This is a genomic window from Paenibacillus sp. FW507-14B1B, from assembly GCF_058781425.1.
The window spans coordinates 544,697-557,775 of the sequence record NZ_JBYSWS010000002.1; the positions used below are offsets into that span (position 1 = coordinate 544,697).

Here is a 13,079-nt window from a genome sequence, read left to right on the forward strand (position 1 = left end):
AATGAACATCTGAAGGGAGCGATCATATTGAAGTTAGGAATTAGTTCATATAGTTTATTTCAAGCGATGAATGCTGGCAGAATGTCTATCGAAGAAGTTATTGAGTGGGTAGCTGAGATTGGTGGTAAGCATATTGAAATCGTACCGAATCTTGGTTTCGACTTCAACGCCAATCCTGAGCTCGAAGATAAGATCGTAGACAAGGCAAAATCCGTAGGAATCGATATTTCTAACTACGCGATCGGCGCTAACTTCATTACTGAGACGGAAGAGCAGTATGAAGCTGAAATCGCTCGCGTTATTAGCGAAGTGGATCGTGTTCATCGTTTGGGTGCCAAGCTCATGCGTCATGACGTTGCTTCAAGACCAGATACTTCTATTGCTAATTTTAATGCTGATGTCGAGAAAGTAGCTCTTGCTTGCAGACGAATTGCCGACCATGCGAAGCAGTATGATATCACAACCAGTGTGGAGAATCACGGATATTATGTTCAAGCGAGTGACCGTGTTCAAACGCTGATTCATGCCGTAGATCGTCCAAACTTCAAAACAACGCTGGATGTTGGTAACTTCTTATGTGTTGACGAGAATCCAGTTGCAGCTGTGAAGAATAACTTGAAGTACGCATCCATGGTTCACATTAAGGATTTCTATGTTCGTCCTTCCTACCGTAATCCAGGTGAAGGTTGGTTCACTAGTGCGAGCGGCAACTTCCTTCGTGGAGCGATCGCTGGCCAAGGCGACCTCGACATGTATGAAATTCTGCGCATCGTGAAAGAATCCGGTTATGACGGCTATATGTCCATTGAGTATGAGGGCATGGAAGAGTGCACGAAGGGTACGAAGATTGCCTTTGATAATGTCAACCGTATCTGGAACGAAGTATAATCTTGATTCAAACGAAGTAACGGGAGTCCCCCGAGATCCTTGGATCTTGGGGGACTCCCGTTTTTGTTCATGTCAGATGATCCTTCTTATGAACCGTTTCCTCATTGCTAATACCTTATTCACCCATGGCACCAGCTAAAGATAACAGCTTATTCATGGTCTTCCAATTACGAACCGTCACGGGAACCCCTAATCGGTGAAGATTGCTCGCAAGCTTAGAGTCTCTTATACTCTGATCGAATAATAGATATACTTCTTTTCCTTCAATACAATACCTGTCATGCTCATTCTGATAAGTGGCTAAACGTTCCACCCCTCCTTGTGTAGGTTCATCTTGGAGCATGGCTACATACATGCATTCTTTATCCGATCTAGCTTCCGCCTTTAACATCTCCTCTTCGGAGAAGGGGTTATTGTCGACAATGTTTCTCCATTCCTCAGCTGTCCTTAATATCACACTGACTGGAAATCCAAATGTGGCTTCGATCCCCTCTTCAATCTTCATTCGCAATATTACCTCTTCCATTTCTTCCGATTCAAATAGAACATTTCCACTCTGAATATAGGTTTGAACACGGCTTAAGCCAAGACCTTCAAACATCATCTTTAGCTCTACCATCTTGATCTTGTTCTTGCCGCCGACATTAATTCCTCGTAATAAGGCGATATATACCATTATATTTGCACCTCATGCATTCAATATATTTGTACTGGAGATATATCCATAGATGTAAATCGAATCATTTTGTTTTTGGTAAGGTATATTGCACTTGTGCAAGATCGTTATGAAATCCTCTGTACAATCAACAAGTTCTGGATCAATTAGATTCCCTCTATGCTTCTGATAACGAGGTCTCACCCTGATCCACTCTACATTATAATAAGGTAATAATCCTTCCATCCAGTCTCCCCAATACCAGACATCACTTTCAAATTCCTCCGGATACAGTCTATCCTCTAGTACGTATTTGGCTTGGTAGGGCGGTGGAAATGGCAAGGTATCCATGACGGCATCCTGCAGTTCCCTCCATTTTGTATTGCTCATTACAGAGCTTAACTGTCTATCAGTAACAGCCTCCAGCACTCTTTTCCTATGATTCTGTTCCTCAGACATCCTATTTCCTCCCGGAATGGCATACATTCTAAAACTTTCCTATTAAATCACCATCTTCCCTATAATATCATGGTCTCTAGAGGAATTGACATTACCTCTGTGAAAATAAAAGAGACCCGTCCATAATGGAAGGTCTCTCTTTCCTAGTGCATATATACAGTATTAGTTACTCTTTTTATCCGGAGTCACCTTAACAAAAATAGGGTTCGAGTAGAACCAAAGATCATTATAATTGCGTTTGTTAATTTCCGCGAAACGGGTTTCGTTGTCTTCAATATCCGTCTTCACATCCATAAGCGGATTCCCATTTCTTGTTTCACCTTCAACATTAACACCAAGGTTTGTACCTCTTAGACGGAAGTACTGGTCTTTAGTAACCTTCATTCTATATTTGATAACGTTGTAACCGTCCTTATCGGTCTTCCAATCCTTGCTCGTGAAACGCTTAATCACTTTGGTCGAATCGTTCGTGTCTTTGCTGTACGCAGCTGTACCTGGTTTCGCTTTATCCGTTACATCACCCGCGATCAAGTCAATATGATTGACCTGAACCGCATCCCCATTGTTATTCTTCTTAGGGCTTTTGAAACGGATTGTAATTTCAATGGGCTTCCCTTTTTTCAATTGAAGCTCTCCGCCCATATCTTCGATATCTTTACCATGATGGACCTGGAAGTCCAGCTTATTCACAAGATCTCCGAACACGGAGAACGATTTGCCTGAACGCATACCATCAAGTACCGATTGCATATCGTTCCCCTTTACCCATGTATAGTTCTTGGAATATTGTCCTGGCCAATACCCGCTTGAGTACAGACGGTTATCACTAATTTCGAAATGAGAATCCGAATTGGCAAAATTCCAGAATCGGCGACCTTCCCCGAGCAATGCGTCCCACACGCCACCAACTTTTGCGATCATGTAGTCTGCCCCACCATAGGTCCGATTCTCAGCTGAATCGAGATTCAATCCACCCCGATCAGGCTCCATTTGATTTCCTGGCATACCTTCCATACCAAATACCACGTTCGGTGCAATATTGTTAAAGTCACGAATATCAGAGATAGTGTACACTTGTTTTCTAGAAGGGTGATTCAACAGTGCATAACTCGTATTTTTATAATTTCTCTGGAGCCAGGCCAGTGCCTTTCGAGCATCTTCCTTCGTGGAATACGCTCTTTGATCTGCTGCATTCCATGTAGCTATATCCAGTGGATTGAACATGGTTATGTCACGATCAGTAAACAAGTATTCAAACTGCTCTACTGCCTTCAGACTTTTGGATGAACCTGCCTTATCCCCGATAATACCAACTCCGACGTGCTCATATGTAGGCATATCCCATTCAAACCCTGCGAACATAATTTTGTTCTTATATGTAGCGGATTGCTCCAGTTCTTTTAGTTTAGGAAACTGAAACTCAGCCATCCCCTTTGAGAATGGAATGGGCCCGCCAGTAATTGTGTTCCCCTCATCGTCCTTTGATGATACTCTCAAATGATCGGAAACTGCGATCCAATCCATATCGTACTTTTTAAATCCGTTATACATCAGTTCTTGAAGTGATTGCTGTGCATCGTCGGATTGATAGGTATGAGCATGATACTCTCCAGTTAACCATTTTCCAGCTTCGTTCGGCTTTACATTTTCTTTTGCATGCACGTCTAGCCCCTGTGAGAAGATGGATAAACTGAGCGCCAAAACCATGATTGTCTTCTTTTTTGATAGCATATTACGGCACCTCCGCTGTATTATAAATCGTCAGTAATATTAACTCTAATACCTATGTATTAAGACAGTGTTATCGCAAATCGTTGTTTATGTAATGATTGATTCAATCAGGACTATAGCAAATAAAAAAAAGTGCGCACCGACAGATACTCGGCACACACCGTAAAGTCATTGTGTTATTCCATCATCTTAAGTCCGACAAGCCCCATGTCTGTCACATCGATCATTCCATCCCCGTTCAAATCCATATGACGGTTCCCGGACTCAAGTGGTACTCCAACCTGTTTGGAAATGATCATGAGATCTAGTACATCGACCTTGTTATCACCGTTGAAATCTTCGGGCAGTTTCGGTAAGCCAATCGTAATCGTCACAGGTTTATCCTGCAGAAGTTTATCCATATGTCCAGTTTCATCCCCATCCATACGGATGGTTTCCGCTCCCTTCAATAACGTAATTACAGAATCCCCCTCTGCTCCGACAGCCTTTAACGTGATTTCGACGAGTTCAGCATTCCCCGTAATGCTGTTATCTTTCATTTGGGTCCCTACGATCGTCATTAGATCGTCTTCAATAGACCAGGTTAAGTATCCATCCCTCCAGTTATCTCCTAGATCTACATCAACAACTTCCCATACATCTCGATCAAACTGAATTTTGGCTTTATATCCATACAATTCAGAAGCTTGTTCCATCTGAAGGATTAATGACAAGCTTTGCCCAGGAGCAACCGAAGTCGGTGCAGTGAGCTTTAACTGACCTGCCTCCTCGTACTTAGCATCGGCAATGGGGATCATCATGAGATTTCCCATACTGGATGCATCTGCATAGTAGATATTTTCCCGTCCGTTTGCATCTTTTGCAATGTTCATGAATTTTACTTCTACACTATCCTCTACTAGACGTACATGGTCCAGCGTTTTAGGATCTATGATCGTGATTCGATCAGCAAGGTCCATATACAACAAACCATCTTTGCTCCAGTAGGAATGGTATGGACGCCACATGCCGTAGCTTTTAATATCGGGATAAATATTTTTATAATCCATAATGTCGTAGGTTTTAGCATTTAGCTTGAACACAATCCCATCGACCCCGCCCCATATGTTGCCATCGGGTCCTACGGTTAATCCACTGATCATTGGTGGGTTGCTTAAACCCGGAATGTCTAACGTAAATTCCTTTATCTTCTTCTTGCTCGCTACGTCCCACACGAACATTTTGGCCGAACGTTCGGATGCAGATATCCCTAATCCACCATGAACGGTGGTTGAACCATAGATCAGACCATCTTTATAAGCGAGACCTACTATGCTTTGATTTTTGACAATGTCCCTGAATACTTCATACTGCCCCGTAGCTGGATCATAAATCGTAAGCGCTCCGCCGAGCTGACCATAATCCGGAATCGTTCCGATCATAATCTTATCTTCCATCGTCTTCATAATGTAAGGCCGGTCTTGATGCTCGCCAATCGTAAATACCTTCTCTGCTGATAAAACGGATTTCTTCGTATCTGCTTTATACACATGTCCGCCCGGGTACACACCAAAGTACATATCATCACCATAAGCAATCATACCTTCGGCTTGTTCCAAACTAAACGTTGAATATTGAAGCGTCACGGGATCAAACTGTGCTCCAACACCTCCAGGATAACCGGACATGTATAATTTTCCGTCTGTGCCCCTCTCGATATTATGAATCGGGTTGGGCTGACCTTTCAGGACCGAAGAGAAATTTTCAATCGTTTCGTCGACTACATTAAAAACACTATAATCACCATTCCCCTTCATCGTAGCAAAAGATATCCCTAGACCAGACGTTTCATCAGATTCCACCCACCCCGCTCCACGGAATGACGTGCCATATTTGATCGACGTCATACGTGCTTCAAAGGTATCCAGATTCACCTCGGTTACATGTCCGTTGGCAGGTATATATAACTTGTTATCCCTTGTCACCAACTGATTAAATGAAAAGACTCCAGCGCCTGTAACACCTCCGATCTCTTTCCCTACTTTATGAGGAAGCCACTGTTCATTCTTCAGATCATAGAATAGAAGTGTCATCAACGAATCGCTAAACTTCACCACCAAAAGATCATTCACAATCGCCATGTCATATGCAAAAGGAACCGCAGCTTTATCTACACCCAGGATCGCAGGAACCTCATCAGATATAACTTGCTTCTGTCCCGTTTCGACATCCAGACGAACGACATCCCCCTTGGTGCCTATTCCTGCATATACGTATCCCCCATAATAAGCGATAGATCGAACATATTCCTGACCTTGAACCATACTTCCATAATCCCGGTAATTCTTCTTAATGGGATCATACTTAAACACTTTACCGCTCTGAAACGTACCTCCATACACATTTCCATGTTCATCCGTCGTCAAAGTCCAGATTGATTTCTCACCTTTAATGGGCTCTCCGAGATTCTGAACTGTTTTTGTTACAGGAGAGTATGACCACAAATCCCCTTTACTTTGACCTGAAGTTGTAATCCCTCCGATATAAACCGTCCCATCTAGTGCGATGGTGTGTCTCCAGCTTTGCTGTGTTCCCGTCAATGGAAATGAACGAATTAACTTATTACCCTTAATGTCCACGATATTAAAAATAGCTGTGTCCCCGTTGACTGTTGTATAAAATACATCTTTTCCATCCTCTTTACCCATGACAGCATCACTAACGGAAGCCCTAGACACGGGCACACCCAGATCAACGGGTTGTCCGAAGCTCTTTCCCTTAAATCGAACTATCTCTCCTGAAGCTGCGCCTACGGGTTGGGTTATGGATAATGTGACGGAAGATATCATTAAGAGCGCAAATGAGAGAATCATCCATTTCTTCATCTTGATATGCATGGTATACCTCCTCATATTGTGGTGTAGTAGCCTACGGGCATATGAATCCTAGTTCTTCAATACGACTTGAGCCACTAAACCAAGATCCGTAACGTCGATATATCCATCTCCATTCAAGTCATAATGTAGAATTGAGCCTGCCGGCTTTTCATCTAACTTTTTCGCAATTAACAATAAATCGACTAGATTAACGACACCATCACGATTCAAGTCTTCCATACTATCCAAAATGGTCATTCTAGCTTTGACATCATTCAGTAGATGAACAAGTTCATCATCTGTCTGCGCATGTGCAGGAGCTAGGATCGAACCTTGTTCGATCGTTAGCGTAGTATTGCCTATCTGATCCAGCACCTCAAACGTGATGTTTGCGATCGCTTTATTACCGTTCACAACTTGGTTCTGGAGCTGCGAAGTAATGATTCGAAGCCTTCCATCCTTGGCTTTCCATGTTAGAAATGCTTTCTGATCATCCTCAAACTCTGGATCGAGTACAACGCCAGTTACTTTTAAAACGTTAGGATCATAAATCAAATTCAGATCAGCTGCATAAAGGTCAACAGCATCACTCACTCCAACCTTTACAGTTACGGATGTGCCTTTTGTCGTTGTAGCCGGAGCTTGCAGGGTTACATTCATATCCTTCTGTTCGTAAGTCAATTTGAAGTCATCATAATAAGCTACAGCCGTAAAAAAGTTACTTAGTGATGCAAATACCGATGCATACTTCGCGTTTGCTGGTGCCAGCCCTTTAATCTCAGCCTTGAACCACTCGTTCTTAGGCGTTCGATAATGGAACAGCGAATCCGTACCAACCTGCTTGTTGTTCTCATCGTAGAAGCGAAGAAGTAGTGTTGCCGCTACGGTCGGTTCCTCAAGATACATCATGGCAGAGGCGGTATACTCTATCCCCGGTGTAACGGGAAGGGCAGCACTTTGGAGAATCGCTCCTTTCGTAGTAGAAGTATCTTTAAACCTCACACTTTGCTTACCTGAATATGCGCGATCTGTCGTAATCTCGTAATATGCATCTTCATAAGGCTTCCATAGCGGGGTCCATCCTGGGATAACCGAATTCGTAACCTCTTCTTCAAAGCCTGCATTTGGAATCTTGACTTCTTTGATCTGAAATCCAGCTGCGCCATCCACTTTTCTTACCTCCATGAACGTAAACGTTGAACTCATCATGAGAATAAAAGCGGTAAACCATACAATGCCTTGTCGCCAATGTCTCAATAGACTCCCTCCTTATGGTTGGTCTAACCAGCGAAGCAGAATGATTGCTGCTTCCACGCGGGAAGCATGAGCCTTAGGTAGAAAGTGATTCGATGTATTTCCTTTGAGAAGTCCTTTTTCCACAGCAGCATAAATGTCGTCCTTGGCCCAGCTACTGATCTGAGCATCATCACTGAATTTGTTATGAGCTTTAGCTTCTTCCATCTTTCCAGCAGCACTCACTGCGTTCATCATCATGACAGCCATCTGTTCCCTAGTCAGCTTCGCATCGGGTTCGAATTTGCCTCCACTGCCTTTAACAATTCCAGCTTCCCAAGCTGCAAGAACTTCTCTTTCGTACCAGGCCCCAGGCTTTACATCTGAGAATACGTTAGACGTCTGAGTTGAACTCTTAAGATCAAGCGCCCTTACCAGGAGTGATGTAAACTCAGCCCGTGTGATGTCCTGGTTAGGTGAGAATTTATCCTGACCTGTCCCAAACATAAGATGCTTTGCTGTTAAACCTTCAATTGCATGTTTCGCCTCTTGATACAAGTTCTGAATGTCTGTAAAATTCACGGAATACTCCATAACGGCATAGGTCCCAGGCTTGATCACATCAAACTCAAACATTCCATTCAGCTGCTTCGCATTCCGAATGTATTTCCAACTACCTGACTGCTCGTCCCACGCATATACCCCCAGCTTGTGAAGCTGTTGTTCCGCTGCTTTAAATGGAAGGAGAAGTCCGATTGCTCCTGGCATTTGGGTAATAGGTACATTCTCAGCCCCGTTTATCGTCGAAATGGAAAGATCATATGAAATAAGCTGCTGTAGTGCGTTATCAATTGGATTAGCCTTAGCTGTAGAGGTAGATAGACTTAACCTTACTGCTGCTTGCTTCGGAAGCGATTTTGGGTACACCTTTACTTTTCCCTCGGTCCAATTCAGCTCCATCGTCATTCCGTTCTGTTCTAACAGCGATATTTGTTCCGGCGTCATCTGTAGTGATGTCACCTTTTCAGAGAGTGCTGGAACCGAGAATCGGATGAGTTTATCCACTTCCGTTGATAGACCATGCTTCTTGGACAAGGCCAAAAGATCGGTTATCGACTTCACTGCAAATTTCAAGGATTCATCATTCATTCTGGCAACTTCGTCAGAGGAATTCCCAGGGGTTATACTCGTTTGAATGCCTTCAAGCAGCTTATGGAGGGAATCCTCCAATTTTCGCTTTTGTTCACTTGAGAAGGAAGAAAGATTCATCGTTAGTAGGTTGTTTACCGCAGATATTGTCTCTTTCCATTGATCAGCATTGAGTAAACGTTCAATGTCTTGAAGAGACTTGTTTACATCTCCAACCGAGATATTAGGTGTCCCAGGCATACTAGGTTCGGTTGGAGATGTGGGTGTATCTGGATTGGAAGGCACCTCAGGAATCGTTGAACTCTGGATGGATATACGCAGCGGACCTTTATCCATTAGTGAAATAGGCTTTAGATCTTTCAAACCTGCTTCATTTGTAAAAGACTCTGTAGATACAGCCTTGATCTCCTTCAGTTCAATAACTGCATTTCCTGATCCTTGAGCTACAAAGCTTAACTCTGCCACATCGAGTAATGCCACCTCTGACTGATTAGTTACTTGTTCACGCAGTAGCGGCAACAGTATAATTCCTTGATCGGCCGTTATTTTCTTCCCGCCAAAATCGCTATATCCACCAATCGGAACGGCTTCCTTCAATGTTAGCTTCGATGGATCATACTTCACCTTAAACTGCACACCATAAAGATCAGTAACATGGTGGACTGAAACTTTGACTTTTACTACATCACCTTTAGATACCGACAATTGGTTAGCCCCTAAAGAGATAGCGCTTTCATTTTTTGTATTAGTTGCAGCAAATACCGAGGTTGGGGTGACAGTGGACAAGACGAGACATAGCATAAACATAGGTAAGGTGATTCGTATCCATTTCATCATCATTGATCTATCCTCTCCTCAAACTTTCTATCACTTCTCCATCATCGAGAATGCGATTAACGCGACATCATGCATACTAATTATTCCATCCCCACTCATATCCAGATTAGACAATTCTTCTGTTGCCGAACTACCTGACTGTTTAGCCACCATTATTACATCAAGGATATCAACCTTCCCATCACCGTTCACATCCCTTGAAGGCTGCGTGCCTGGCCCGCCTGGATCAACTGAGCCATTGCTATCCACCGGAATCATTTTCAGACGAGTTCCCTCTGCATAATAAATGTGACCGTCATCCCCCAATACCATATAACTCGCTTTAGGCCCGGTATATACGACTTCCATCGTGTTAATATTAAGCACTGTTATTTGTCCATGGAGATCCGTATATAGTAGTCCATCTTGTCCCCATCGCAGATGTATGGGATTCCACATCCCGTAATCTTGAACCTCTGGATAGACCGAGGCTTCCTTCACGACTTCGAGGGTATCTGGATTTACTGCGAATAGAATGCCATCAGCCGCTGCCCAGAGCAAGCCGTCAGGACCGAAGCTTAAACCGCTAATCATGACCGGATTTTTCTTGGCAGAATATAGTTTTGGCGTGAACTCGGTTACTTTGCTATTCGTTTCCGTATCCCAGACAAACATCTTAGCCTCCGTTGCCTTAGGTTGTATTCCTAGTCCACCATGAATGCTGGTAGATCCGTACACCTTACCATCTCGGTATGCCAAGCCGACAATACTCTGATCTTGAACCACGTTTCTATAAACGGAATAGCTAACGGTTGCAGCGTCGTCAGCAGGTTCATAAGTTACCAATGCACCACCGAGCTTGCCGTATAAGGGTACTGTACCGAAGAATACTTGATCATCCCCTGCTGCGAACACATACGGTCGGTCCTGATCTTCGCCAATACTGAATTTATACGCCGGATTCTCATTCGGTTTGATCGGAAGACCTGGCGTGAGCTCATGGATCTGCGCTCCGGGATAAATGCCGATAAACAGTTTATCTCCGTAGGCCCCCATACTCTCCGCTTGATTCATCGTAAACATCTCACGGAACTTCGTAGCAGGATTGTATTTAGCAGCGTTCGCACTCGGATAAGCACTCATATACAGATTCCCATCCGGACCCTTCTCAAGCACATGCAGAGGTGCGCTTTGCCCTTCTACGATTGGAAACAACTCTTCACGAATGCCCTGCTCAGGCTGCATTAGCGTAACTATGCCATTGAACTGAATACTGGCAAGCTTCATATTCTGAGGGTCTGTCCCAATCCAACCGCTGTTCTTCATCGTCATCTGCTGTGTAATACCTGTATCTCTTATCTCGTGTGTGGCAAGGTCAAAAGAAACCAGCTGTTTATTCTGTAAAAAATACACTTTCCCGTTCATTTCGGGTGACACTTTCACACCTTCAAATCCTTCCACAACCACATCTAGCCACTCTTGATTGACCAGGTCATAGACATGCAGCTGCTTAATCGCACCGCCCGATAGATGGGTGAACAAGTAGTCTCCGGCTACATCAAGATTATATACAAACGGGTACTCGTTAACGCCAGGAATCGGCTTCAGTGGAATTTCTTCTTTATCACCTGTTTCCGGATTCATCTTTATTAAATGTCCGGTTGAACCCGTTCCTGCATAGATCGATCCGCTGTGATACGCCAGGGATCGTACATATTGCTGGCCTTCAACCGCGCTTCCGAAATTAATAAACTGCTTCAGGGTAGCATCATATTTGAACACCTTCCCTCCTGGGAAAGTTCCGCCGTAGACATTCCCTACATCATCAAGCGTCATGGACCAGATACCACCTTCACCTGGAATCGGTGTGCCTAGATTTTCAATCATTCCGGTGGAGCTATCATAACGGTATAAAATGTTAGAAGTCGAGCCTACGTAAACGCTTCCATTTTTATCCGCTCTATGTACCCAAGCTTGTGCACTTCCCTCTAGTGGTAAAGTGGCTACAATTTCATAATCACTCAAGTTGATTACGTTCAATACAGCAGGTGTTCCGCTTACTGTTGTATACATATAATCCTGTCCGTTCACCTTGTTATACGTGCTCTCAAAAATACTAATCTGCTGAATCGGCGATCCCAAATCAATAGGTTGTCCAAATTTAGTACTACTTGCCTCTGCTCGCTCGGAATTGCCTATAAGCATGGAAATTGGAATCAGTACGGACAGACATAAGATCATCGATTTCCGAAATAATGAATACATCAAGTCATCTTCCCTCTCCCATAAATTTGGTAACTCTACCATCCTCTTGCCTTTAATCTCTCACGCTCCCTTAATGGTTGTTATATGAAAATATCTTTCTTATTCCCGCCTCATGGTGCCTCAATTAGCGGCTGACTATATACTAGTGGAGGCGAATAATAACTGTCAACGATTTTGCATTTACAGACTTTTTTTGGACACGGAAGGAGTCCGTCTGTTGATCAAGGGCGTTAAATGTATGTCATATATATTCAATTTCGCTGTCAGTCTAGGGATTAATATCCATTAATTGGTGTAACTTAATTTGCTAATCATTATTGTCCTCAAACAACAAGATATGTTAATCTAACATTCGCTGCCAGAAAATGTTTATACAATAATTCAAAATGATTGGAATGAATTAATGAAGAACACTTCTTTAAAGATTACTGTTTTCTTATCCATTTTTTTAAATATTGTACTGATTTTTCTATTTGTAAATAGATCTATTGAAATCCGTACGTCTTATTCAACGGGTGATCCCGGAGCATATAGAAATTTTGTAAGTAGCCTAGGCATATATGAGAAATATCTTGAGGATGCTGCTCAACAGAGTGCTTCTAACGAAATTATGAATTCCTTAGTTAATGGAAACGAAAGGTTAAAACGTTCCATAAATTCGTTCGCAGAGTTTAGAAATTCTTTAAATGAAACAAATCTGAATACTCAATATATTGAGGTTGCTCTAGCAGAGATTGATGAAATCACCTCTCGATTGTTAGCTAATTACTCCATAAAGAGCTATCAAGTAGATGAAGAAATCTCTCACTTGAAAAAATCAGTAAATCGTATGCTAAACTTACTTCCTAAACAATATGATGTTGACAACCAGCAGGAATTTATAAAAACGATAAATACGCTAAGTGGATCAAATTGACTTCACGCCATAACGAGCCTTATTAGCAATTTTATAGGCGTACAACTAAAAAAAGTATCATTCTCCAATACGGGAGACTGATACTTTTTAACTGTTCACTATTTATGCTTTT

General features: G+C 42.8%; 9 protein-coding genes. 2 read left to right on the plus strand and 7 right to left on the minus strand.

The window, feature by feature from the left end; genetic code table 11:
- Nucleotides 1–27: 27 nt before the first annotated feature.
- Complete coding sequence (locus tag AC3WJJ_RS10705) at nucleotides 28–888, plus strand: sugar phosphate isomerase/epimerase family protein (protein ID WP_492540402.1); 861 nt, start codon at nucleotides 28–30, stop codon at nucleotides 886–888.
- A gap of 115 nt (nucleotides 889–1,003) precedes the next feature.
- On the opposite strand, the gene AC3WJJ_RS10710 is transcribed toward AC3WJJ_RS10705, so the two are convergent.
- From AC3WJJ_RS10710 to AC3WJJ_RS10740, 7 genes are all read right to left on the minus strand, one after another.
- Nucleotides 1,004–1,564 carry a DUF1697 domain-containing protein gene (locus AC3WJJ_RS10710; protein WP_492540403.1) on the minus strand — a complete coding sequence of 187 codons (561 nt, stop codon included), beginning with the start codon at nucleotides 1,562–1,564 and terminating at the stop codon, nucleotides 1,004–1,006.
- 12 nt (nucleotides 1,565–1,576) lie between these two features.
- Nucleotides 1,577–2,002 carry a DUF6678 family protein gene (locus AC3WJJ_RS10715; protein WP_492540405.1) on the minus strand — a complete coding sequence of 142 codons (426 nt, stop codon included), beginning with the start codon at nucleotides 2,000–2,002 and terminating at the stop codon, nucleotides 1,577–1,579.
- Nucleotides 2,003–2,164: 162 nt separating this feature from the next.
- The gene (locus AC3WJJ_RS10720; protein WP_492540407.1) at nucleotides 2,165–3,733 is read right to left on the minus strand and encodes a CehA/McbA family metallohydrolase domain-containing protein; all 1,569 of its coding nucleotides are present in this window, start codon (nucleotides 3,731–3,733) and stop codon (nucleotides 2,165–2,167) included.
- A gap of 176 nt (nucleotides 3,734–3,909) precedes the next feature.
- The gene (locus AC3WJJ_RS10725) at nucleotides 3,910–6,609 is read right to left on the minus strand and encodes a cohesin domain-containing protein (RefSeq protein WP_492540409.1); all 2,700 of its coding nucleotides are present in this window, start codon (nucleotides 6,607–6,609) and stop codon (nucleotides 3,910–3,912) included.
- Nucleotides 6,610–6,657: 48 nt separating this feature from the next.
- Nucleotides 6,658–7,845, minus strand: coding sequence for a cohesin domain-containing protein (locus AC3WJJ_RS10730; protein ID WP_492540411.1), 1,188 nt, complete (start codon nucleotides 7,843–7,845; stop codon nucleotides 6,658–6,660).
- Nucleotides 7,846–7,857: 12 nt separating this feature from the next.
- Nucleotides 7,858–9,810 carry an S-layer homology domain-containing protein gene (locus tag AC3WJJ_RS10735; protein ID WP_492540413.1) on the minus strand — a complete coding sequence of 651 codons (1,953 nt, stop codon included), beginning with the start codon at nucleotides 9,808–9,810 and terminating at the stop codon, nucleotides 7,858–7,860.
- 27 nt (nucleotides 9,811–9,837) lie between these two features.
- Nucleotides 9,838–12,051, minus strand: a complete 2,214-nt coding sequence (locus AC3WJJ_RS10740; RefSeq protein ID WP_492540415.1) for a dockerin type I domain-containing protein — start codon at nucleotides 12,049–12,051, stop codon at nucleotides 9,838–9,840.
- A gap of 403 nt (nucleotides 12,052–12,454) precedes the next feature.
- Here AC3WJJ_RS10740 and AC3WJJ_RS10745 point away from each other — a divergent pair, with 403 nt between their 5' ends.
- A complete protein-coding gene (locus AC3WJJ_RS10745; protein WP_492540417.1) occupies nucleotides 12,455–12,967 on the plus strand; it encodes a hypothetical protein in 513 nt (170 codons plus the stop codon).
- The last annotated feature ends 112 nt before the right edge of the window (nucleotides 12,968–13,079 follow it).

Bases quoted from the DNA above. Each gene is read 5' to 3' on its own strand.
- AC3WJJ_RS10710 (WP_492540403.1), bottom strand. From the start codon at position 1,564: ATGGTATATATCGCCTTATTACGAGGAATTAATGTCGGCGGCAAGAAC.
- AC3WJJ_RS10715 (WP_492540405.1), bottom strand. From the start codon at position 2,002: ATGTCTGAGGAACAGAATCATAGGAAAAGAGTGCTGGAGGCTGTTACT.
- AC3WJJ_RS10720 (WP_492540407.1), bottom strand. From the start codon at position 3,733: ATGCTATCAAAAAAGAAGACAATCATGGTTTTGGCGCTCAGTTTATCC.
- AC3WJJ_RS10725 (WP_492540409.1), bottom strand. From the start codon at position 6,609: ATGCATATCAAGATGAAGAAATGGATGATTCTCTCATTTGCGCTCTTA.
- AC3WJJ_RS10735 (WP_492540413.1), bottom strand. From the start codon at position 9,810: ATGATGATGAAATGGATACGAATCACCTTACCTATGTTTATGCTATGT.
- AC3WJJ_RS10740 (WP_492540415.1), bottom strand. From the start codon at position 12,051: ATGTATTCATTATTTCGGAAATCGATGATCTTATGTCTGTCCGTACTG.
- AC3WJJ_RS10745 (WP_492540417.1), top strand. From the start codon at position 12,455: ATGAAGAACACTTCTTTAAAGATTACTGTTTTCTTATCCATTTTTTTA.